The sequence below is a fragment of the Robertmurraya korlensis NBRC 107688 genome, from assembly GCF_001591645.1.
Lineage (GTDB): Bacteria > Bacillota > Bacilli > Bacillales > Cytobacillaceae > Robertmurraya_A.
The window spans coordinates 177,704-200,174 of the sequence record NZ_BCVH01000008.1 but is presented as its reverse complement, the minus strand read 5'-3'; the positions used below and the strand labels follow the sequence as shown (position 1 = coordinate 200,174).

Here is a 22,471-nt window from a genome sequence, read left to right as displayed (position 1 = left end):
CTACGGTATTGATTACTGTGACTTCACCAATACTGCTCCAAGGCGGTAAATGCATCTGCTGCGTTAGGAAGATTCCAGCCCACGTCTTCCCTCTCTGTTAACCGTTCAGTTGCACTCATGTCCTTTTCATTGCAAACGTAATTGTAATTTATTAGTTAATATATAGAATATTTTTCCTTTCGTCAACATCTTTAAGGATTTTTTAAGGTTCACTCGTAATAATGAACCTTACATAAATGCTTTTCATATCGAGGAGGTAAAAGATTTGAAGAAATGGATTTCTATTGGAGTTGTCGTGATTCTATTAGCTGGGGGAGGATTTTGGTTTTATAAAAGCAATCAAACAGTTGCTACAGCTGAAACACAAATCATGACATCAACCGTACAAAGAGGAGACATTGAAGTACAAGTAAGTGGTTCTGGAACAGTTGCTTCCATTAATAGTAACGATGTGGCTGCAGCCTCTGGCGGAGAAGTGGACGAAGTTCTTGTTAGCATAAATGAGGTCGTCGAAGAAGGAACAGAGTTAGTTACTTTTACCGATGGAAGTGATCCGATTACAGCTCCACATACAGGAACGGTTACCACTCTTGATGTGGAAGCGGGAGACAACCTACAGAACGGACAAGTTGTTGCACATATTACAGACTATGCAACTCTTCAAACTGTTATTTCTGTAGATGAATTAGATATTGCTAGTATGAAAGCAGGACAAACAGCAAAAATAACCGCAAGTGCGTATCCTAATGAGACATTTACAGGTACTGTTACAAAGGTCTCTAAAGAAGGGACCTCTACAAATGGTGTTTCTAGCTTTGAGGTAACTGTTCAGTTTGACGATTCTAAGGAGCTTTTAATAGGAATGTCCACTGAAGTAAATATCACAACAGAAAGCAAGCAAAGTGTTCTTTTTGTACCAATTGAAGCTGTAAAAATTAATGGGAATGAAAGGTATGTCATTATCCAAGAGTCTGAGACTAGTGAAAATGAGGAAGCCGTTACGACCCAACAGGCTGTAGAAACAGGAATCAACGATGACCAAAGTATTGAAATTGTTTCTGGACTAGAAGAAGGACAAATTGTTCAGTTAGCTATTACTGTTTCTTCAGGCAGTGACTCTACAACCAATCGTGGTTCAATGAGAGACTTCTCTGGATCAGGCGGAGCAAGTGGCTTCCCTAGTGGTGGCGCGGGTACACCTCCTACTGATAGAGCAGGAAAAGGCGGCGAGTAATATGGGAAATCCAGTCATTGAAATCATTCAAATGTCCAAATCATACGAACTAGGCGGCGAAACGGTCAAAGCACTACAAGAGGTCTCCCTTCTAATTCATGAAGGGGACTTCCTTTCTATCATTGGTCCCTCAGGTTCAGGTAAATCTACCTTTATGAATATGATCGGCTGCCTTGACAAACCGGATTCCGGTGATTATTTACTTGACGGAAAAAAGGTCAACAACATGAAGGAACATGAGCTTGCTGGCATAAGGAATGTAAAAATCGGGTTCATATTTCAGAACTTTAATCTATTAAATAAATTGACAGCCCTTGAAAATGTGGAACTTCCTCTTGTATATCGAGGATTAAGTGTAAAGGAACGTAGGGAAAAAGCAATTAATAGCCTAGAAAGAGTAGGCCTTGGTGAACGAATCCATCATATGCCTACACAACTTTCAGGTGGACAGCAGCAAAGGGTTGCCATAGCAAGAGCCTTAGCAGGAGATCCTCCTGTGCTTCTTGCTGACGAGCCTACTGGTGCACTTGACAGTAAAACTAGTAAAGAGTTATTAGAGATGTTAAAAGAGTTAAACAAACGCGGACAAACGATTGTCATTATTACCCATGACTTAGAGGTTGCAAAGGAAACCAATCGAATCGTTCGAATCCATGATGGACAGCTTTACGAAAACGGAGGTGATTGGTTTGAACCTAGTCGAATCTATCAAAATGGCACTCAAGAGTATCAAGAGCAATAAAATCCGAGCCATTTTAACGATGTTAGGAATTATTATCGGGGTTGCCTCTGTAATCACACTTGTAGGGGTTGGACAAGGCTCCTCTCAGTCTGTAACGGAGGAAATCGGAAGCTTAGGAACAAACCTGATTACCTTGAGTGTAAATGATACGGAATCAGTTCAATTAAAGGACGATCAAATTCTCGAATTTCAAGAATTAAATGGTATATCAGAGGTTGCCCCTGTTGTTACTGGACGTATAAATGCAAAAAATCAGGAAAACACTGCACAAGTATCAATAACAGGTACCACGGCTTCTTACTTATCCGTTAGAAATTTAATCTTAAGTCAGGGTCGATTCATTACCGATATGGATGATGAACTACGACAGAAGGTGGTCGTCCTTGGATCAACTACTGCAGACACTTTGTTTCCATATGAAAACCCAGTTGGACAGAGTGTACAAATTGAAGGTGTATCATTCCAAGTAGTGGGAGTCCTAGAGTCTGTTGGTACCTCTCTCGGTACGAGTGGGGATAATGTTATTATCGCTCCCCTTTCAACCACTCAGAGAATAACACAGAGTACGGCAATTGGAACCGTCTACTTTCAAGCTGAGAGCGAAGACTATGTAAATCGTGCCATGTTCCAAGTACAAGGTGTGATGACTACCCTTTTCCCGAATTCAAGTGACTATTATTCTGTATCAAGTCAGGAGGATTTAATGGAGACAATGACCTCTGTTTCCGATACAATGACCCTTATGCTTGGTGGTATAGCTAGCATCTCCTTGCTTGTAGGCGGAATTGGAATTATGAATATCATGCTCGTTTCAGTTTCTGAGCGAACGAAAGAAATTGGAATACGAAAGGCCATTGGAGCCAATCGAAAATCAATACTATTACAATTTTTAATAGAGGCCGTTGTTTTAAGTACACTCGGAGGTTTAATCGGAGTTGTCATTGGATTAGGAGTATCAAAACTAATGGAAATATTCTCTAGCATCACCATTTCTTACTCCCCATCCGTTACATTACTCGCTTTCCTATTTTCCCTATTAATAGGAGTCGTTTTTGGGGTGTTCCCTGCTAACAAAGCATCAAAACTAAATCCGATTCAAGCGCTTCGTCAGGAATAACCTATCACTGGCTGTGAATAGCATGGCCAGATGATATTTTACGAGAAACTATGAAATGAGGTGCAACATGCATATAAAAAAAGGACTAAACGTAGCAATTGTTGGATCCATGATTACCTTCGCAACTTTTTCTGCTTCCCCAATTAATCACGCAAGTGCCGAGGAAAACATAACAGCAGAAAGCAAAACACAATTGTCAGCACTCGAAATTTCTGAGTTTGAGCTCGATCAGTCATTTTCGAAAGATGTAACGACCTACACAGCAACTGTTTCAAATGATATAAATAGCATGAGTTTACTTCTGGACACTGACATTGATGGCACCCTTTTATCTGTAAATGGAGAAGAAGTTACAAGCAAAGAGCAGCTGATTTATTCACTTAATACAGGTGAAAATATTTTTACCATAACGCTCACAAATGGTAGTGAAGTAACTACATATACCCTAACCATTTTTCGAGCATTAAATGAAAATAGCAGTCTATCTAATCTTACTATTTCTAGTGGAAATCTTAACTTTACTCCTCCTATTACAAGTTACTCAGTTGATGTAGAAAATTCCATAAGCTCGGTAACTATTAAACCAGAAACCTCAGTTGACACATCTACTGTTCAAGTGGCAGGGAGTTCTGTGAATCCCCAGAAAGGACATACCATTGAACTACCTGTAGGCAAAACCACCGTGTCATTCGTTATTACAGCAGAAAACGGAAACGAGTCTACCTATACTGTTACGATCACAAGAGCGGCCAAGGTAAACAACTCTACTAATACGAATACGGCTGACAATACAAAAACCGATACCAATCAATCTTCAACAACAACTAAGGAACAATCAACTATTACCAATCTTGTATCAAATTCACAATCTGGATCTGGATCCGTACGAACATCATCGACTGTTCAGGAAGCTTCGACAAGTAGTACAGGAGCACAAGCGGAAACTTCAACTACTGCTAATCTATCAGCATTAGCAGTTTCATCAGGAACATGGAATAAAACCTTTGATTCAGATACCTACACATACCATATTGCTGTAGGTACAGACGTAACTAGTGTTACGATTACGGCAACAACTGATGAAAGTGATGCAGAGGTTGAAATCGAGGGAAGCACGGGTACAACAGTTGCTCTACCTGATCAAGCAAGAACTGCGATCTCCATATCCGTTACAAATGGAGATGACCATAAAACATATGTATTAGTTTTTGATAAAGAGATTGAAGAAGTAGAAACTACTGAAATCTCTAATACTGATGAGACTACCGAAGCAGCGGTATCAAATACGACCAATTCTACTGCTGCCCAGTCAAACATGTCAGAAAATCAACGAGGACAAACTAAACAAACAATACAAACATCCGATCAAACATCAGAAAGTTCAGGGTCATTTTGGAACTGGATAAAATCTTTATTTAATTTGTAATAAAAAAACGCAAGTGACCCCTAAAAAGCCGCTTGCGTTTTTTGCTATATGGTTGTAACTATTTTTAGCGAATTATGATAATTCTCCACGAAGTTTTTGATATTTCCTCGGAAATTAGCGCCATTTCCCGGCAACAGCTTCAATATCCTTTGGTGATGTTCGACAACACCCTCCAATTAATCGAGCCCCAGCTTCATACCACTCTTTTGATTTCGACTCGAGTGTATTGCATGATTCTTGACCGTGCCAAGTTTTTGTCTCGGGGTCATAGGTTTCCCCAGAGTTTGGGTAAACAATTACTGGTTTTTCTGTGTGGTTACGCAAATTGCTAATGGCCCCTGTCACATAATCTAATGGAGCACAGTTTAAACCAACAGCGGCAATCTGTTCATTTTCATTTGCCAGTTCAGCACATTCTTGTAACAGCGTGCCTTCACTTATTGAATTTTCGTCCTTCAAAGAGAAGGACAGCCAGGCATAAGTATTAGGGAACTCCTTTAACAAAGAAATTAATACTTTTGCCTCCTGAATAGAAGGAATGGTTTCCAATGCAAGGATATCCGCTCCAGCCTCAATAAGTGCTTCCATTCTTTGACGGTGAAAATCTCTAAGTGTTTCATCACTTACCCCGTAGTTCCCAACATACTCTGAGCCATCTGCTAAGTACGCACCATAAGGACCAACGGAAGCTGCAACCAATGGTTTTGGTCTATAAACTTGAAGCTCGTCTTGCCAGAAGTCATCTCTTGCGCTCTTTGCTAGCTCTACCGTCTTCTTTATTAATTCCAATGCTTCTTTTTCCTGTATGCCCCGCTTAGCAAATCCCTCTACTGTTGCTTGATAGCTGGCTGTTATCGCACAATCTGCACCTGCTCGAAAATAGTCTAGATGTACTTGATAGATTAACTGCGGATTCTCAAGTAACACACGAGCAGACCATAAAGGATCATCCAAATTGCACCCGTGTGATTCAAGCTCAGTAGCCATTGCTCCATCTAATATGATAAGTGAATGCTCTTGTAAAATAGCATCTATTGGGTTCATTTTCTTCAATATATATGACTCCTTTCCTTCCCTATATCTGATAGAAATTTTTTCAACCTTACCAATCTATAAAACTATTGTCAAGAAAATTCCGAATAAAAAAAGGGTATTCAAAGTTACTACCGTTACCTTGGATACCCTATGATGATCTTTATAATGTTTTTACTTCTAGAACATCTTCTCCGCGTGCAGCTTTAACTTTTTCAACATATTGCTTTGCATACTCTGTAATAAGATCATAATCTCCAGTCTTGGCTGGTGCTAATAGATTTCCACCTACCCCGACTGCTACACAGCCGTTTTTAATCCATTGATCCACATTTTCTAGGCTAACACCACCAGTAGGCATGATATTCACTTGCGGAAGTGGTGCTTTTACGCCCTTTATAAAATCAGGGCCAAAGTTGTTTCCTGGAAATAACTTTACAATATCTACACCAGACTCAAGAGCTCGTTTCATCTCAGTTATTGTCATACAGCCAGGCATATATGGTACTTGATAGAGGTTACATAGTTTTGCCGTTTCCTCATCAAAGGATGGGCTGACTACAAACTGTGCACCTGCAAGAATGGCTATTCTAGCGGTGGTTGAATCAAGAACAGTCCCAGCCCCAATCACAACATCATTCCGTTCTTTATATAGAGAGGCTAACTCCTTAATTACTTCATCCGCTTCTTTGACAGTAAAGGTTACTTCTATCCCCTTAATTCCGCCACGGACACATGCTTCTGAGATTGTTACAGCTTCTTCCTTCGTATCCGCTCTAACTACCGCTACCACTCCACACTCCGAAACTTTTGATAGAACACTGATTTTGTTCATGTGAATCCCCACTTTTCATCTATTTTATGAAACATTTTTTATTAAATTTACAAAACTCTATAGCTGCCGTATCATATAGTAGAACAGCGTTTTATTTTTATAAAAACATTATTTTACATATATAAACCAAAGAAAGAGGTAACCGACTGTGTCTAACGTCCAATCAGTAGAAAGAGCATTAACTATTTTGAATAAGCTTTCAGATTATCCCGATGGAATTCAAATTGCTCGTTTATCTGAGCAGGTAGGTCTATCGAAAAGTACCGTCCACAGACTTTTAGCTACATTATCGAATATGAACTACGTCGTAAAAGATTCGGAATCTGACAAGTATAAGCTTGGGTTGCAAGTTCTATTTCTCTCAAGGAATATATTAAATAACAATGATATTGTTAGTACTGCTAAACCCTATCTAGAAAAGCTATCACGTGAAGTAAATGAAACTGTCCACTTATGCATTGAAGACCGCGGTGAAATTGTTTATATTGATAAAATTGAAAGTAATCAAACCATCCGAATGTATTCACGTGTTGGTAACCGTGCACCGATGTACTGTACCGCTGTCGGAAAAGTTTTATATTCCGGTATGGAAACAGGGCATTTTGAAGAATTACTATCAAAGGTCAATTTTATCCCTAAAACAGAATCAACCATTACCACTCCTAAGGGACTTCGAGAAGAAATTACTAAGATTAAGAAACAAAAATATGCGTTAGATAATATAGAAAATGAAGAAGGAATACGATGTATTGCTGCTCCAATTTATAACCATACAGGTAAGATTATTGCTAGTTTTAGTATTTCTGGGCCAAGCAATCGTGTGACAATGGACAAGATTAACGATGTGTTAATTGAAAAAATGCGACAAACAAGTTTGGATATCTCTAGAAATCTAGGTTATATTGGTTCTTAATAGTGGTATTCCCTTCCCTTTATAGGAAGGGAATTTCTTTACTACTTTATATTTGTAGTTTTGGTCTCCATGAACGATCTTAACTTTGCTCGATCTGGTAACCCATCATTATCTCCAGGTGACATAACAGCTAATGCTCCTATTGCTGTTCCACGTTGCACAGCGTCTTCCAATTGATGTCCTTCTAATAAAGCACTCATTACACCGACAGCAAATCCATCTCCAGCACCTACCGTGTCAACGACTTTCTCTACGGGGAAGCCTTCTGTATAAAACTGCCTTCCTTCCGTACTAGTGAAAGCACCTTTGGCACCTAGCTTGATGACAACTGTTTTTACACCAGCAGCATGATAAAATTGTGCAATCTCTGCCTCATCAACAAATCCAGTTAATAATTTCCCTTCAGCAATACCAGGAAGAACGATATCCGCCTGACAAGCTAAATCATTTATAACTTTGATCATTTCTTTCTGGTCTGACCAAAGACCTAGTCGTAAATTAGGGTCAAAGGAAATTTGAACACCATTTGCACGAGCTTCTTTTATTAACTCGTAAACGGCTGCTCTACATTCATCTGATAATGCCGGTGGAATACCTGTTAAATGGATAAGATTAAGGCCATTCCAATTTATATTCTTTATAGTATTAACACTCATATGGGAAGCGGCAGAGTTTTTCCGAGCAGAGAACACTTCGGGATCCCCTTCTTCTACCTTTTGCTTCCATTGCATTCCAGTTAGATAGTTTGACTCATATGTGACATACGTTGTATCAATTCCATTCTGTTGAAGGAATTGTTTAATACTTTTTCCAAAAGGGTCCAATCCCAATTGGGTGACATAGGTAACTTCATGCCCTAGTCGTGCCATTCCAATCGAAAAGTTCACCTCTGCTCCCGCAACGTACCGACCAAATTGTTTCACTTCTTCTAAAGAACCACCCTGCTCTGCTACGAAGAGAGCCATAGGTTCACCAATAGTAATGATTTTACTCATACTTATACCTACTCCCCTTTATTGAAAGGAGACATACTGTGTATATGTCTCCCTTGGCTACTTTTAAACAGCAGTTACGTTGATTTCTTCTTCTTTTACATTCCCTTTATTTTTCTTCTTCATATATTTGGACCAATAAGCTGTAATGATTGGAACTAAAATGGAGGTGACAATCACTGAAGCTGCAACCAAAGCAGTAGCTGATTGTGCTACATCCATAAATTCAGGCTTCATATTGGCTATAATCATCGGATTAGCTACTGCTGCACCTGCTGTACTTGAAGCAGCAATACCAGCCGTACCATTTCCTCCGCCAATATACTTATCCGCTAAGATTAATGGAATACCAGTAACTATGATTACAAGAATACCTAGGATAATTCCGCCTAGACCTGTTTTTGCAATGACCGTTAAATCGATTGTGTTTCCTAACGCAAATCCAAAGAAAGGAATCATCGTGTGTGTTGCTTTACTAAAGAAATCTTTTAAATCACTATCTAAATTTCCAAGGACAAATCCAACAAGGAATGGTAATACTGCACCTACGAATACGTGTGGTTCAAATGCAGCTAATCCAGTTGAACCAAGAATTAACATCGTTACTAATGGACCTGATTCAAGTGACATTAAAACGAATGCACCCGCTTCTTCCTTGCTTCCATACTGTTGCATGATTGAAGCGTATAATCCACCGTTTGTCATATCCATTGCTGCTATTAAAGCAAGCACTGAGAACCCTGCAAATAAACCGGTTTGTATACCTCCTGCAGGCATAAACATTGAAGCAATAATGGCAACAACCCATGCAACCGCTATTTTCGTTAATACTAATGTTCCAGATTTTCTTAACACTGTACCCGTTGCTTTTATATTGATTCCTGCACCCATACAGAAAAACCATACGGCTAAAATAGGAACCGTTCCTGTCATTAACCCGTTTGTAAACGATCCAAAATACTCTCCTGAGGTTGGAGCAAGTGTGTGTATAATTGCACCTAAAAATAGAGGAACAAGCATTAATCCACCAGGGATTTTTTCTATTGACTTCATGATTTTCATTTTGCATTACCTTACCTTTTCCATTTTTTATATAGGTAAATTTCAAGCAAAAGAAGTCGAGATGATTGATAAATTGTCAATTTTATGCTATCTTTGAGTTCCAATAAACAATTCGAAATGTTACAGGTGGTCATTCCAAAGGTCTGCCAACCTTTGGCCGCCTTAACGTTTCATCTCATTTTCTTCTGTGTGTATATCCCTATAACTCCACTTTGAGTACTACTTTTCTCACCTTTTGTTTTTCTTGAGCAATTAAGCCTGTCATATGAGAATCCTCTGGGAAGCAAATCATGACATCCCCAGGGTTCATTGTAATTTCAGAGAGAATGCTTCCTTCTAGGAATATCGCATCCTTCTCCGCATCATACTCTTCCTTCACTTGCTGGCGGTCAATATGATCAAACGCAATTTTCTCTTGACCTTCTAAAATAAAATGGATATCTAAAAATTTTCTATGGGCTTCCCAAAAGCAGCTTTCTTCCTCTTTTGTTTCGTATTCATTTAGGAAGAAAAATGAGTCATTTGCCACTTCATGACGTCCAGCCGCATACTGAGTAAAGTCCTCATCTTTTAGGAATTCTAGCTTTGATAGAATCTTTTCATTTATAAGTCCCATTTCTCTCACATTTTCTAACTTGCCTATTATCAAAAATATCCCTCCTTTCTATAGTGATGGTGATGGATGGTCTTATCGAGCTAACCATCCACCGTCAATTGCTAAAATATGTCCATTCATGTAGTCTGAAGCTCTACTAGATAAGAACACGACTACACCCATAAGGTCTGAAGGGTCTGCCCATCTTCCAGCAGGGATACGTGAAAGAATTTCTGCATTACGTTGCTCATCTGCACGAATAGGTGCTGTATTTGCTGTAGCAATGTAACCTGGTGCAATTGCATTAATTTGAACATTGTATTGCCCTAGTTCATTAGCAAACGCTTTCGTTATACCCGCAACGGCATGCTTACTTGCTGTATACGGAGGAACAAATTTCCCACCTTGGAATGAAAGCATCGAGCAAATGTTAACAATTTTTCCACTCTTCTGTTCAACCATAACCTTTGCCACTTCTTGGCTTAGTAAATATACAGAATTTAGATTGATTTCCATTACCGCATCCCAATCTTCCACTTTGTACTCTAGCAATGGAGCACGTCTGATGGTACCTGCATTATTTACTAAAATATCAATCTTTCCATAAACACTTAAACACTCTTCTACGACCTTCTTTAGGTTCTCTCTCTTCGTTAAGTCTGCTTGGTGGAAGTGAACTTTTCTTCCTGTCTCCTCAACAAGTGCTCTTGTTTCATCCCAATCTGTATCATAGGAAACGATGAACAAGTCTGCTCCTGCCTTTGCTAGTGCAGCTGCATATCCTTGACCAAGTCCCGTATTACCTCCAGTAACAATGGCCACCTTATCTGTTAAGCTGAAAAAATCTAATGAAAAGTCTTGTAAACTCATTACTTAGTACACCCCTATAACATATTTTTTTGATTACTAGATTCTTAATCGTTACTAATTATTTCAACTGATCCATGGTCACTTGATCCATGTCATTGTAGGTTTTATTCTCTCCTGCCATTGCCCAGATAAAAGTATAATTACTTGTTGCTGCCCCACAGTGAATAGACCAAGGAGGTGAGATAACGGCTTGTTCATTTTTCATAACGATATGCCTTGTTTCAGTTGGTTCACCCATGAAATGGAACATTCTTGCATTTTCGTCCAGATCAATGTATAGATACGTTTCCATTCTACGGTCATGCGTGTGAGTTGGCATGGAGTTCCAAACGCTACCCGTATTTAATTGAGTCATTCCCATCACTACCTGACAGCTTTGGATTCCCTCATTGTGAATCATTCGACGAATCACACGGTCATTCGCACTCTCAAGTGCTCCTAATCGGTCACCCTCAATTGACTTAAATGAAACATGCTGTACAGGATACTCTTTGTGAGCTGAGGCTGAGAATAAATAATATTTTGCTGGACTATCAGCTGATTCACTAGTAAAAAGAAGTTCTTTTTTTCCTAATCCTACATACAAGCAATCTTTATTCTCCATGTCATAAGATTCACCGTCTACAGTAATTTTCCCGTTGCCTCCAACGTTAAAGATTCCCACTTCTCTACGCTCTAAAAAGTAGTTAGCCTTAATTTGATCGTATCCACCTAAAGAGATTGTTTCATTTGTTGGTGTAATACCACCGATAATGACACGGTCCTCCATTGAGTAGGTAAGCTTGATCTCACCAGGAACAAATAAGTCTTCAACAAGATAATGCTTTCTAAGTTCTTCCGTAGTGAATGTTTTTGCATGATCAGGATGGGTTGAGTATCTAATTTCCAAAGTATTTCATCTCCTCTATAAGTTGTTCCACATCGTGGTATGTTGTTCCATAATTTAATTATAGCGGTTTCAAATAAAAAATGGCAACCTTAATTTGGCGAAAATATGAACATTTTTAAATCCTAATAAAATAAAAAAGAGCCATCCAATTTGGATAGCTCGATAAATCTATATTTTATAATACCTTCTCTAAAAAATCTTTCGCTCTTGCTGTCTTTGGATTACTAAAAAACTCGGCCGGACTTGCGTCTTCAAGTAATACCCCACCATCAAGAAATAATACTCTGTCAGCCACTTCACGTGCAAAGCCCATTTCATGGGTAACGATAGCCATCGTCATCCCTGACTTTGCTAAGTCCTTCATTACATTCAGAACCTCTTTAACCATTTCAGGGTCAAGCGCAGATGTTGGCTCATCAAATAGCATTAAATTTGGTTCCATTGCAAGGGCACGAGCGATGGCAACACGTTGTTTTTGACCACCTGACAGGTTACTAGGAAATGCTTTTTCCTTTTCTGTCAGTCCCACTTTCGCAAGTAGGTTACGCGCTTTATCTTCAGCTACTTGTCGAGATTCCCCTTTTACCTTGATTGGAGCGTACGTTAAATTGTCTAGTACATTTAAATGTGGGAACAAATTAAAGTGCTGAAAAACCATTCCAATTTGTTGGCGAACCTTTAATATATTTGTATTTTTATCTGGAATGCTCTTACCATCTATAGACACTGTACCTTTCGTTGGCACCTCTAGTAAGTTGATACAACGGAGAAAAGTAGATTTACCTGAGCCAGATGGTCCAATGATCGAAACAACTTCACCACTATTAATGTTAGTGGTAATACCTTTTAATACTTCATTATCACCGAATTGTTTATAGAGGTTTTCAATCTTAATCACTGAACTTCATCCTCCTTTCAACAATTTTACCAATGATCGTTAATACCATAACGAGTAACCAGTAAATGAATCCTACAAAAATTAATGGTTCAAAGTTTCGATAAATATCAGCACCCACTACTTGAGCTCGACGCATAAGATCTAAATACCCAATTGTCGAGACAATCGCTGATTCTTTTGTTAATGTAATAAATTCATTCATAAGTGCAGGTAAAATGTTTTTTAAAGCCTGTGGTAAAATAATGTCCTTCATCATCAAACGATAAGGGACTCCAAGTGCTTGCGCAGCTTCTGTTTGTCCCTTGTCAACTGCTTGAATTCCCGCACGAATAATTTCTGATACATATGCCGAGGAATTCAGACCAAAAGCAAGAATCGCTGACAAGAATGGAGAAATGTCGTAACCAGTTAACTGTGGAATCGCAAAATAAATAATCATCAACTGCAAAATTAATGGGGTCCCCCGGAAAATAGATGTATAAGCATCCCCGAACCAGTTTAATGCTTTTATTTTTGATATTTTACATAAAGCTAATCCCGTTCCTAAAATAAAACCAAATATAATTGATATGATGACAAACTGTAATGTAACCCATATTCCTTCTAAGATAAAAGGAATATAAGGCACAATTTGGTTAAAATCCAAATTCATGCCTTACACCTCACTTTAATATTTTTCTATTTCAACTTATTCCTCAGATAACCATTTTTCTTTTAATTCTTCTAGCTTTCCGTTCTCTTCCATTGCCTTTAGGACTTTGTTAACATCGTCCACTAGTTCACTTCCCTTTGGAAAAGCAACCGCCATTCCTGGTGAGCTTGTAGTAGGATCGTCAAATCCTCCTAAACCTTGCTCATTAATATAACCTGTTGCAACTGACTTATCCATGTATGCTACATCAATCCGATTAGCTAGTAATTCTTGAATTAGAATCGTCGCGTTATCAACAGCCTTAATTTCAAACTTCATCGTTTCTTGAAGCTTACGAGCACCTTCTTCTTGAATCGTACCTAACTGTACACCAACTGTTTTTCCTTCTAAATTATCAATCGTTTTAATCTCAGAATCCTTTAGAGTTAAGAACATTTCTCCTGAATGGTGGTATTGGGTAGAGAAGTCTACATTTTGTGCACGCTTTTCAGTAGCAGACATTCCTGATAACACTAGATCCACACGATTCGCTTGTAGTGCACCAATTAGTCCATCGAATTTCATATCTTCAATTTTAAGTTCATATCCTAATTCTTCTGCAATGTATTTTGCTAAATCAATATCAAAGCCTTCTACTTCTCCAGAAGTATTTCTAGATTCAAATGGAGCAAAATCTGCAGATGTTCCCATTGTTAAAACTTTTTTATCAGCTTCTGCATCAGCGTTTCCAGCATCGTTGTTTTGGCCACATGCTGCTAATACTAACGTTAAAATTAATGTAATAAGTAGACCGAACTTTTTCATGTTATTTCCTCCGTTTGTTTATATGATTTATACGAATAATTATTCAACTAAATGTATAATAACACATACGTATGATTATGAAAAGTAGCTTTTTTAATATAAAAATATTCAGATTACTTTACTATTTAAATCAATGATTTTATTATTTCAATGAAATAATGAGCTTATCCATTCTTTCTTTTCGCTTCCTGAAATTCGTTTACCACTTTTTCAAAAACCTCTTTACTCATTAGTAATTCATAACCAGTGGAAGCAAGAGCAAGCGCACCTTTACTCAGGACTTGATGAGAATTTTCAGTAATTGTTATATCTGCAAACTCTTTTGTATGGGCAACGAGGCCAGGTGAGTCTAGTCCTATATAAGGGTGGATGGCAGGAACAACATGGCTTACATTCCCCATATCAATTGATCCATATGTGTCCTTAGCTTTTAATACCTTTTCCACTCCAGTGGCTAGAAGGTTCTCTGTAAAAAGGTCGGACAGTGCTTGATTTGTCACCATATTATCGTAGCTAAGCTCATAGTTCGTAATTTCCACTTCTGCTCCTGTTACCAATGCTGCACCATGGGCAATATTTTTCACTTTCTGAACGACTTCATCTAAATAACTACGGTTTTTCGCACGAACATAAAATTGGGCAACTGCTTTATCAGGAACGATATTCGCTGCAATCCCACCTTCTTTAATGATTCCATGAATTCGGACATCTGATGTCACATGCTGACGAAGTGCATTAATACCGTTAAATAGCTGGAGTACTGCATCAAGTGCATTGATACCTTTCTCTGGTGAAGCCGCGGCATGACTTGACTGACCAGAATAAGCAAATTGAATCGCATCCATTGCTAAGGAATCTCCACTTTCATAAGACTCATCGGCTGGATGCAAAATCATAGCCACGTCAATATCATCAAATATCCCTTGTTCTGCCATTGGAACCTTTGCTCCATTTGTTTCTTCAGCAGGAGTCCCAAGAACAATGACTCGTCCACCCATCTCATCAACCATTTTGCTTAACAAGACCCCAGCACCTACACTCATTGTACCTATCATATTATGGCCACATCCGTGTCCCACACCTGGCAGTGCATCGTATTCCGATAAATAAGCAATTGTTGGTCCCTCTTTTTTGCTGTCGTATACCGCTTTAAAGGCAGTGGGCCGCTCAACAATTCCTGTTTCTACTTCGAAATGATGCTCCTTTAAAAAAGCGACTAGTTTTTGCATGGATTGGTATTCTTGATCACCTAGTTCAGGGTTGCGATATAAGGAATCACTTATTTCCCACAGCTTATTTTGTATTGCCTCTAAGTTTTGTTTAAGTTGATTATTCATAACTAACACTCCTTTATATTGTAAGAGAGATTTATTCATAAAATCACATAGTGTTTAATAATTATGCAAAACTTTTACTATTTTTCTAATATAATATATATCGCCCTAAAATTCTAGTATATTTATAAGTAATTATTACTAAATATACAAAACCCTCTTCCTTTTAGAGGAAAGAGGGTTTTTAATTCCAAGAAACTCGCTTAAAAAAATTTGTATCTAGCTTCCGTAATTTTATTTTGTTGTTCGTTCGTACTGGCGGTGGTAGTTTCATATTGTTTATGACTAGTTTCATTAGAATCAGACTGAAAATAGAAGCATGGAATTAATAATAAGATTAACGCACAAATGAAGATGAGCAAGAAATTTCCCCATTTCAAATGATTCACCCCCTTGACATTAGCCTATTCACGTAGGGGGAAAACCGTTTGGGCGGAACGATACTTTAGACAAACAAAAGGGTATCCCAACACATAAATATGTTGTGGATACCCTTTTCACTAAAAATTCAATTGGTTAACTTTATAAATATCTCTTCGATGAACCAATAACTTAAGCCTGGATGAATGACCATTAGAATCGACCTGATTGTGAACAACTGGAGTTACTCCTAGTACCATAGGGGTCGGCATCTCTTTTTTCAACTGACAACGTATATTTTCAGATTTTAATAGTTTGTATTTATCTCTTATTGCTTCTTCTGAGCGAAGGTCTGAGCTGACCATGATGGTTTTCCATGTCAACTTTGACCAAATCATCCACCCTATTAAAAGGATACTAAGCGACGCAATTACAGTGAGCCCTTCCACTTTAACGCCTCCTTCCTGAGTGTTAAAGTTTTCATACCCGAGTACTATCAGAGGTTAAACCTTATTCTAGAAAGTGTTCAAGCCTAAAAATCCCTTCACTTTTTGAGTAAAGGGATTTTATTTCATCAAATTAGATTTCTGTAATAGCATCTAATGCAATTTTCATTCCTGCATCTATTGCTTTGGCAACTATCTCGTTATGGGGGTTATATTCCTCTCGAAGTTCTGCATCCGCAAATCCATCAATAGCTAAAATAGCTCCTGCTTTGACCGCTTTTAAAGAAGAGATGACGAAAAGAGCAGAGTTTTCCATTTCAACCGCCACAATACCCGCTTTTTTATACAGTTGGTGAGGGAATTCAAGAACACCGGAATAAAACGCATCAAGGGTCAGTGTCATTCCTTCTTTTACAACAAGGTCGTTCACAGTCGATGTTGCCGTTTCAGTTAACGCCTCCACTATTTTGCGATCTGCAACTGCGGGGAAGCCTGGAGGGACAATTTGTCTCGTTAATCCATCACAGCTTACTGCAGCTGTACTGATTACCAGACTCCCAGGCTGTAGTTCTTTTTGATATGAGCCAGCTGTTCCGACCCGAATGATTGATTGCACACCACCCATGATTAGTTCTTCAAAGCAGACGGCTGCACCTGGTGCTCCCACTCCATGACTAACCACAGCTACTTTGGTTCCTTTCCAGAACCCAGCATAACTATGATATTCACGGTTCTCACCTATCTGGGTTGGGGTGTCCATTAGTTCAGCTATGATTTTCGCACGGGCCTGATCTCCACATACAATGACTCGCTCAGGTAAGCTATCACTGGACAATTTAAGGTTCGGTAAAAAGTTAGTCAAAATCTTTTCTCTCCCATTCATCTTCAGGAATAGGAAGATCTTCTCCGGAAAACCTTTCCTCTTTAAATGGATCTCCATTTAGATGAAATCCATTTTGCTCCCAAAACCCTGGCTTATTCTCGGTTATAAACTCTATTCCCCTAATCCACTTTACACTTTTCCAAAAATATAAATGTGGAATGACAAGTCTTAACGGCCACCCGTGCTTATCAGTAAGTGGCTTACCATCAAAAGAATAAGCTAGAAGCACGTCATCACGTAATAAATCCGATAATTTCACATTTGCTGTATAATCATGATCCCCATGCAGCATGACGTATTCACTCTTAGGAGTTACATTTACGTGTCTTAAGAAGTCAGTAAATTTCACTCCTGTGAACTCACTATCAAATCTTGACCAGCGAGTAACACAGTGAATATCAGATGTTAACGTCGTTTCTGGCATTTCCATAATCTGATCAAACTTGAGGACCACTTCTAGATCAACCTCACCAAAGACTTTTAAATCCCACTTTTCCAAATCATAAACAGGAACGTCTCCTTCATGCAGAATCGGAAAACGTTCAGTTAATGCTTGTCCGGAAGGCAGTCGTTTTTCATGCTTTGAATCCGCTATTGGTACTCTTGTTCGTTTAATTCTATCTGCCTTACTTAAGTTCATTTGTTTTCACTCCTTGTTCTATCTAGAACTTTGCTGCCCAGATGCTTGTGAGTCTACCCCACGATCCTTTAGGAAGAACATCGCGATTATGGTAATGACATACGGTAGCATGGCTGTAAATTGCGTCGGCATGGAAAAGCCTTGTAGCCTTATACTCATCGCATCCATTAGACCAAATAACAAGCTCGAACCGATCATGCCAATCGGGTGTGATTGACCTAACATCATAGCTACTAAAGCGATAAATCCTCTTCCAGCAGTCATCCCCTCTGTAAACATGGTGACTTGCCCAAGTGAAAGCTGTGCACCTGCTAGACCGCATAAAACTCCACTTGCAATAATTGCTCCATACTGAAGGGTTGTAACCTTCAATCCTAAGCTTCTCGCTGCTGCTTCATTTTTTCCAACAGCTAAAATTCTGAATCCAAGAACTGTTTTAAACAAGAAAATATATAAAAGAATGGCTGCTATAAAGGCAGTGTACACAAGTGGGGAATGCCCTGAAAGAAACCTTCCAATCATAGGGATGTTCTCTATAAATGGTAGATCCCACTTAGGAAGTCCATTCATATCCTTATCATAAAAGGCTCCCTTAACTTGAAAAATAGCACGGAGGCCAAAAGTAGTTAAGCCAAGAACCAAAAAGTTAATCGCAATTCCAGCTACAATGGGATTGGCCTTAAACTTGATAGTGGCTAGACCAAATAATAAAGAAACAAGAACGGCTCCGAAAGCTCCTGTTAAAACCGCGACAATCACATTTCCGCTATAATAGTTACCTACAATAGCTGAGAAGGCACCTGCTAAAATTAAGCCCTCAAGACCGACATTAAAAATTCCAACTCGAGCACATAACGCTCCACCTAAGGCTGCCAAAAGAATGGGGCTAACCATACGGATAGCAGAAGCAAAAAAGGAATAATCAAACAGCTCCATTTATGTCACTCGCTTTCTTTTTAACTTTCCACCAGTTTAAGGTGAACTTTGCAGTAACGAATAAGATAAGAACGCCTTGAATCACACTTGCAATCTCTAATGGTACTTCTGTGTTCCGTTCCATTCCCATCGCACCCGTTTGTAAGGCTGCGAGCAAAATAGCAGCTGCTGCAGTACCCAATGGATTGGAGTTTGCTAACAAGGCTGCCATGAGCCCAGTCCAAGCGTAGCCTGGTACGGTTAGTGCCCCTTCTACATAGCGGTATTGAGAACCTAAAACTTCAACTGTCCCAGCTAACCCCGATATTCCTCCGCTAAAAAACATGCTAAAGAGGAGAACCTTACTTTTATTAATGCCACCGTATTCAGCAAAGAAAGGGTTTTTTCCTAGCATTCTCACTTCATATCCTGAAGAAGTAAATTGAAGAGCCACATAGAGGACCACAGCGCCAATAACAGCTATTACAAATCCCATATGAACGCTCATTCCTGTGAACAGTTTTGGAAGCCAAACTGCTTGATCAATCATAGGCGTCTGAGCTAAGGCTGCAGAACCCGACTTATCCTGGAAGGGTTCTGCAACCAAATATCCTGCGAATAAAACTGCTACATAGTTTAATAGAAGGGTAGAAATCAGTAGCTGAACTTTATATTTCACTTCCATCCATCCTGCTAATAAGGACCATAATCCACCGGCTAGAAAGCCAGCAAGGAACGCAGATAACAATTTTACGAACCCAGATCCGGGTACATAAAGGGATGCAAGCGCGGCACATACAGCTCCCAATACCATCTGACCTTCCGCACCCATATTGAACACACCGGCACGAAAAGCGATAGCTAACCCCAATCCAACCAATATAATAGGAGTAGCACGAGCGAGAGTAGCTGTTAAAAAGTAGAAGTTTCCAAACGCTCCATCCCACATAACTTTGTACGTATCAATGACAGACTCCCCTATAAGGGCTATGGCAAGTGCTCCAGTGAAAAGTCCAATCAGCACCGCTAGTAACGGTTGCGATAAAGGCTTAAGCAGTTGTTGTATTTTTCGTTGAAGATTCATCTTCTTTTCCTCCTGCCATCAGTACACTTAAACGTTCTTCTGTTGCATCTCTTCTATTAAGAATATCGACGATTTTCCCTTCAAACATGACGGCAATCCGGTCTGATAACAATAGAATTTCTGATAGCTCCGAAGATACTAGTAAAATCCCATCCCCACGGTTTCGCTTTTCAAGAATGGCTTCATGGATATATTCCATGGCCCCTATATCCACACCACGAGTGGGTTCAGCAGCAATAAGAAAATCGGTTTCAAATCCAAGTTCACGAGCAACGATTAGTTTTTGTAGGTTTCCACCCGAAAGATTTCCTGATTTGTCGTCTAGAGATTTAGCCTTTATCTCGAATCGGTCAATCCAACCTTTTACGACCCCACGAAACGATTTTTTCAGTATAAATGAATACTTGTTAAAGGCTTTTTTATTGTAATATCCCATCATTCCAGTTTCTTCTATAGTCGCTTCTTTTGCAGCTCCCCATAAAAAACGATCCTCTGGAATATGAGCCAACCCCTCATTCCTTCTAAACGCTACTGATTTACCAGTTAAATTCGTACTGCCTAACCGTATATCACCCTGATCCACTGATGTTAAGCCAGTAATCGCTTGAATAAGCTCCGATTGGCCGTTTCCAGACACCCCCGCAATTCCGACTATTTCCCCGCGATGAACAGTTAAAGAGAGCTGGTCCAATACAGGTTTTGAGCCCTTTCCTTTTATCGAAATAGCTTCCACCTCTAGCAAAGGCTCTCCCTTTAATTGATTACGCTCTGAAAGCTGTTGGAGCTCTCTTCCGACCATCATCTTAGCCAGTTCATCAATGGATGTATCTACCTTTTTTACGTTCCCGGTGACTCGACCATTTCGTAACACGGTCACATGATCGGCTACCTTCATAACTTCTGGCAACTTATGAGTAATAAGAATAATACTCTTTCCTTGATCAGCAAGATAACGAATTGTTTTTAATAGCTCATCCACTTCAAAAGGGGTTAATACAGCTGTAGGCTCATCTAGAATAATAATTTCCGCACCTTGGTAAAGTACTTTTAAAATTTCAATCCGTTGCTGCTCTCCGACTGAACAATCTCCCGCTTTTTTACTAGGATTAACAGGAATTTTATATTGATCACTCAGCTTTTGAACTTGTTCAGATGCTAATTTTCTATTGAAAAACCCATTATTGATAGGTTCATGACCTATCACAATATTTTCGGTAACGGTGAAATCACTAAATAACATAAAATGCTGATGTACCATTCCTATTCCTTGTTTGATTGAATCTCGAGGACCATAGAATTGGGTTTGATCTCCATTAAGCTTGATTTCTCCACTTGTTGGCTGTTCTAAACCATAAAGCATCCGCATGAGCGTGGTTTTACCAGCACCATTTTCACCAACAATGGCAAGAACCTCTCCTTTTTTAAGTTGAATGGAAATGCCATCATTTGCAAGGAAATCACCATATTTCTTTGTCATTTCCTTCATCTCTAAGCGATAAGTCATTGTTTTCCCCCCTGTAAAAATGGAAACCGACTACACTATGCAGTCGGTTTGATTTTTTCAGTTTTTACTCACTTAATGGATTCTCAACTACTTTATTACCAGCAATGATCTCTTCATAAAGTGCTTTTACTTGATCAATCGCTTCCTGACCAACAAAAGAATGAAGTGGAGTCTTGCTTTCATGCGTAACATATGTCAAGCCAACGCCTTTTTCCTTTAAACCATACTCAACCACTCCAGGTTCAAAGCTACCATTTGCAAAAGCCTTTACCGTTTCATATGCTGCAGCATCTGTACCTTTAAGCTGCGATAGAACCACATGCTCAGGATCTACTTCTGTGCGATCCACATCTTGTCCTGACGTATAGAATCCTTGTTCTTTCGCTGCTTCAAATACTCCTAGATCACCAACTGCTGAAGCTCCTGCAATAAAGTCTGCTCCTTTAGATGCTTGAAGCAAAGCTAGTTCCTTTGCTTTAGCAGGATCTGAGAAGCTTCCCACATAATTTACTAGAAACTCAGCTTCAGGATTCGTTTCTTTAAGCCCCTGTTCGAAAGCTACCGTCCACTTTTTCATTAATGGAATATCCATTGCAACAACCATACCAACTTTGTCTGTCTTAGTTGACAGTCCTGCAGCTGCTCCTAAAAGATACGCTGCTTCATGTTCACGGAAGTTAACACTTTGAACATTTGGTAAGTCTACTACTGTATCAATAATTGCAAACTGACGATCTGGATTTTCTGCTGCTACCTTTTTAAGCGCATCTTCTGATTCAAAAGAAGATGTAATAATCAAATCATACCCTTCAGCAACTGCCACACGAAGATTTTCTTCAATAGCCGAGTGATCAGTTGACTCAATGGTCTTTAACTCCACTGCGAGTTCCTCTGCAGCTAGTTTCGCTCCTTCATCCATTTGTTGGAAGAATGGGTTCACACCCATTTTCTCAGGTAAAACTAAAGCAATCCTTTTCTTTTCTTCGTTAGTTGAACTATTATTATTCTTCGATTCTTCTGCGCCACCACAACCTGCAACTAGTAGAATCAATGCTAAAATTAATACTGAAAATAACTTTTTCATGACGTTCCCCCTGTTTGTTTTCATCATATGCATATTTAATACCTGATTAATAATCTACCAAATTACAACCAAAATAACAACAAAAAATCGAACGTTTTTATATAATTTTATATAATCGTTCGTGTTTTATCCAAATATTTAATTTTCAGACAATTTTTAA

General features: G+C 39.0%; 24 protein-coding genes. 5 read left to right on the top strand and 19 right to left on the bottom strand.

The genetic code is table 11. The annotated features are described in order from the left end of the window. Positions 1–265: 265 nt before the first annotated feature. The 4 genes from BKO01S_RS13095 (at position 266) to BKO01S_RS13080 (ending at position 4,519) form a co-directional block, all read left to right on the top strand. Positions 266–1,234 carry an efflux RND transporter periplasmic adaptor subunit gene (locus tag BKO01S_RS13095; RefSeq protein ID WP_066054466.1) on the top strand — a complete coding sequence of 323 codons (969 nt, stop codon included), beginning with the start codon at positions 266–268 and terminating at the stop codon, positions 1,232–1,234. Position 1,235: 1 nt separating this feature from the next. Then, on the top strand, positions 1,236–1,976 hold the full coding sequence (locus BKO01S_RS13090) for an ABC transporter ATP-binding protein (protein WP_066054465.1): 741 nt from the start codon (positions 1,236–1,238) through the stop codon (positions 1,974–1,976). Further along, a complete protein-coding gene (locus tag BKO01S_RS13085) occupies positions 1,924–3,093 on the top strand; it encodes an ABC transporter permease (protein WP_232311231.1) in 1,170 nt (389 codons plus the stop codon). Before BKO01S_RS13090 ends, BKO01S_RS13085 begins: the two co-directional genes overlap by 53 nt. A gap of 67 nt (positions 3,094–3,160) precedes the next feature. Next, positions 3,161–4,519: a cadherin-like beta sandwich domain-containing protein gene (locus tag BKO01S_RS13080; protein ID WP_066054460.1), complete on the top strand. Its 1,359-nt coding sequence runs from the start codon at positions 3,161–3,163 to the stop codon at positions 4,517–4,519. A gap of 114 nt (positions 4,520–4,633) precedes the next feature. Here BKO01S_RS13080 and mmuM read toward each other — a convergent pair whose 3' ends face one another. Together mmuM and BKO01S_RS13070 are read right to left on the bottom strand one after the other, a co-directional pair. Next, entirely contained in the window at positions 4,634–5,575 is a 942-nt protein-coding gene (gene mmuM, locus BKO01S_RS13075; RefSeq protein WP_198158816.1) for a homocysteine S-methyltransferase, read from the bottom strand. A gap of 139 nt (positions 5,576–5,714) precedes the next feature. Next, on the bottom strand, positions 5,715–6,386 hold the full coding sequence (locus tag BKO01S_RS13070) for a bifunctional 4-hydroxy-2-oxoglutarate aldolase/2-dehydro-3-deoxy-phosphogluconate aldolase (protein WP_066054458.1): 672 nt from the start codon (positions 6,384–6,386) through the stop codon (positions 5,715–5,717). 148 nt (positions 6,387–6,534) lie between these two features. Between BKO01S_RS13070 and BKO01S_RS13065 the strand changes: the two genes are divergently transcribed. After that, positions 6,535–7,299: an IclR family transcriptional regulator gene (locus BKO01S_RS13065; RefSeq protein ID WP_066054455.1), complete on the top strand. Its 765-nt coding sequence runs from the start codon at positions 6,535–6,537 to the stop codon at positions 7,297–7,299. Between the two features lie 41 nt (positions 7,300–7,340). Here the strand turns inward: BKO01S_RS13065 and BKO01S_RS13060 are convergent, their stop codons facing one another. The 17 genes from BKO01S_RS13060 to BKO01S_RS12985 all read right to left on the bottom strand — a co-directional run bounded on the left by BKO01S_RS13060 (position 7,341) and on the right by BKO01S_RS12985 (position 22,311). After that, positions 7,341–8,294, bottom strand: coding sequence for a sugar kinase (locus tag BKO01S_RS13060; protein ID WP_066054453.1), 954 nt, complete (start codon positions 8,292–8,294; stop codon positions 7,341–7,343). A 63-nt stretch (positions 8,295–8,357) separates the two neighbouring features. Beyond that, entirely contained in the window at positions 8,358–9,353 is a 996-nt protein-coding gene (gene kdgT, locus BKO01S_RS13055) for a 2-keto-3-deoxygluconate transporter (RefSeq protein WP_066054451.1), read from the bottom strand. A 199-nt stretch (positions 9,354–9,552) separates the two neighbouring features. Next, positions 9,553–10,002, bottom strand: a complete 450-nt coding sequence (locus BKO01S_RS13050) for a NanQ anomerase/TabA/YiaL family protein (protein ID WP_066054447.1) — start codon at positions 10,000–10,002, stop codon at positions 9,553–9,555. A 39-nt stretch (positions 10,003–10,041) separates the two neighbouring features. Next, a complete protein-coding gene (gene kduD / locus BKO01S_RS13045; RefSeq protein WP_066054445.1) occupies positions 10,042–10,818 on the bottom strand; it encodes a 2-dehydro-3-deoxy-D-gluconate 5-dehydrogenase KduD in 777 nt (258 codons plus the stop codon). 58 nt (positions 10,819–10,876) lie between these two features. Then, positions 10,877–11,707 carry a 5-dehydro-4-deoxy-D-glucuronate isomerase gene (gene kduI, locus BKO01S_RS13040; RefSeq protein WP_066054441.1) on the bottom strand — a complete coding sequence of 277 codons (831 nt, stop codon included), beginning with the start codon at positions 11,705–11,707 and terminating at the stop codon, positions 10,877–10,879. Positions 11,708–11,882: 175 nt separating this feature from the next. Further along, the gene (locus BKO01S_RS13035) at positions 11,883–12,605 is read right to left on the bottom strand and encodes an amino acid ABC transporter ATP-binding protein (protein WP_066054439.1); all 723 of its coding nucleotides are present in this window, start codon (positions 12,603–12,605) and stop codon (positions 11,883–11,885) included. Beyond that, the gene (locus BKO01S_RS13030; protein ID WP_066054436.1) at positions 12,598–13,257 is read right to left on the bottom strand and encodes an amino acid ABC transporter permease; all 660 of its coding nucleotides are present in this window, start codon (positions 13,255–13,257) and stop codon (positions 12,598–12,600) included. The genes BKO01S_RS13035 and BKO01S_RS13030 overlap by 8 nt, the downstream gene beginning before the upstream one ends. A gap of 36 nt (positions 13,258–13,293) precedes the next feature. Continuing rightward, positions 13,294–14,061, bottom strand: coding sequence for a transporter substrate-binding domain-containing protein (locus tag BKO01S_RS13025; RefSeq protein ID WP_066054435.1), 768 nt, complete (start codon positions 14,059–14,061; stop codon positions 13,294–13,296). A 164-nt stretch (positions 14,062–14,225) separates the two neighbouring features. After that, positions 14,226–15,398, bottom strand: a complete 1,173-nt coding sequence (locus tag BKO01S_RS13020) for a M20 family metallopeptidase (RefSeq protein ID WP_066054433.1) — start codon at positions 15,396–15,398, stop codon at positions 14,226–14,228. 200 nt (positions 15,399–15,598) lie between these two features. Then, positions 15,599–15,775 (bottom strand): hypothetical protein, encoded by a 177-nt coding sequence (locus BKO01S_RS24410; RefSeq protein ID WP_157077367.1) that lies wholly within the window; start codon positions 15,773–15,775, stop codon positions 15,599–15,601. 120 nt (positions 15,776–15,895) lie between these two features. Continuing rightward, positions 15,896–16,204: a hypothetical protein gene (locus BKO01S_RS13015; RefSeq protein WP_066054432.1), complete on the bottom strand. Its 309-nt coding sequence runs from the start codon at positions 16,202–16,204 to the stop codon at positions 15,896–15,898. Positions 16,205–16,334: 130 nt separating this feature from the next. Further along, positions 16,335–17,063 (bottom strand): nucleoside phosphorylase, encoded by a 729-nt coding sequence (locus BKO01S_RS13010; RefSeq protein WP_232311230.1) that lies wholly within the window; start codon positions 17,061–17,063, stop codon positions 16,335–16,337. Then, the gene (locus BKO01S_RS13005) at positions 17,056–17,724 is read right to left on the bottom strand and encodes a sulfite oxidase-like oxidoreductase (protein WP_066054428.1); all 669 of its coding nucleotides are present in this window, start codon (positions 17,722–17,724) and stop codon (positions 17,056–17,058) included. Before BKO01S_RS13005 ends, BKO01S_RS13010 begins: the two co-directional genes overlap by 8 nt. A gap of 18 nt (positions 17,725–17,742) precedes the next feature. Continuing rightward, positions 17,743–18,660 (bottom strand): ABC transporter permease, encoded by a 918-nt coding sequence (locus BKO01S_RS13000; RefSeq protein ID WP_066054425.1) that lies wholly within the window; start codon positions 18,658–18,660, stop codon positions 17,743–17,745. After that, positions 18,647–19,723 (bottom strand): ABC transporter permease, encoded by a 1,077-nt coding sequence (locus BKO01S_RS12995; protein WP_066054422.1) that lies wholly within the window; start codon positions 19,721–19,723, stop codon positions 18,647–18,649. The genes BKO01S_RS13000 and BKO01S_RS12995 overlap by 14 nt, the downstream gene beginning before the upstream one ends. Beyond that, positions 19,689–21,227 carry an ABC transporter ATP-binding protein gene (locus BKO01S_RS12990; protein ID WP_066054421.1) on the bottom strand — a complete coding sequence of 513 codons (1,539 nt, stop codon included), beginning with the start codon at positions 21,225–21,227 and terminating at the stop codon, positions 19,689–19,691. The genes BKO01S_RS12995 and BKO01S_RS12990 overlap by 35 nt, the downstream gene beginning before the upstream one ends. A 64-nt stretch (positions 21,228–21,291) precedes the next feature. After that, complete coding sequence (locus BKO01S_RS12985; protein ID WP_066054419.1) at positions 21,292–22,311, bottom strand: BMP family protein; 1,020 nt, start codon at positions 22,309–22,311, stop codon at positions 21,292–21,294. Positions 22,312–22,471 lie beyond the last annotated feature (160 nt).

Coding starts and splice junctions, on each gene's coding strand:
- BKO01S_RS13090 (WP_066054465.1), top strand. CDS start 1,236: ATGGGAAATCCAGTCATTGAAATCATTCAAATGTCCAAATCATACGAA.
- BKO01S_RS13080 (WP_066054460.1), top strand. CDS start 3,161: ATGCATATAAAAAAAGGACTAAACGTAGCAATTGTTGGATCCATGATT.
- BKO01S_RS13070 (WP_066054458.1), bottom strand. CDS start 6,386: ATGAACAAAATCAGTGTTCTATCAAAAGTTTCGGAGTGTGGAGTGGTA.
- BKO01S_RS13060 (WP_066054453.1), bottom strand. CDS start 8,294: ATGAGTAAAATCATTACTATTGGTGAACCTATGGCTCTCTTCGTAGCA.
- kdgT (WP_066054451.1), bottom strand. CDS start 9,353: ATGAAAATCATGAAGTCAATAGAAAAAATCCCTGGTGGATTAATGCTT.
- kduD (WP_066054445.1), bottom strand. CDS start 10,818: ATGAGTTTACAAGACTTTTCATTAGATTTTTTCAGCTTAACAGATAAG.
- BKO01S_RS13030 (WP_066054436.1), bottom strand. CDS start 13,257: ATGAATTTGGATTTTAACCAAATTGTGCCTTATATTCCTTTTATCTTA.
- BKO01S_RS13025 (WP_066054435.1), bottom strand. CDS start 14,061: ATGAAAAAGTTCGGTCTACTTATTACATTAATTTTAACGTTAGTATTA.
- BKO01S_RS13020 (WP_066054433.1), bottom strand. CDS start 15,398: ATGAATAATCAACTTAAACAAAACTTAGAGGCAATACAAAATAAGCTG.
- BKO01S_RS13005 (WP_066054428.1), bottom strand. CDS start 17,724: ATGAACTTAAGTAAGGCAGATAGAATTAAACGAACAAGAGTACCAATA.
- BKO01S_RS13000 (WP_066054425.1), bottom strand. CDS start 18,660: ATGGAGCTGTTTGATTATTCCTTTTTTGCTTCTGCTATCCGTATGGTT.
- BKO01S_RS12995 (WP_066054422.1), bottom strand. CDS start 19,723: ATGAATCTTCAACGAAAAATACAACAACTGCTTAAGCCTTTATCGCAA.
- BKO01S_RS12990 (WP_066054421.1), bottom strand. CDS start 21,227: ATGACTTATCGCTTAGAGATGAAGGAAATGACAAAGAAATATGGTGAT.
- BKO01S_RS12985 (WP_066054419.1), bottom strand. CDS start 22,311: ATGAAAAAGTTATTTTCAGTATTAATTTTAGCATTGATTCTACTAGTT.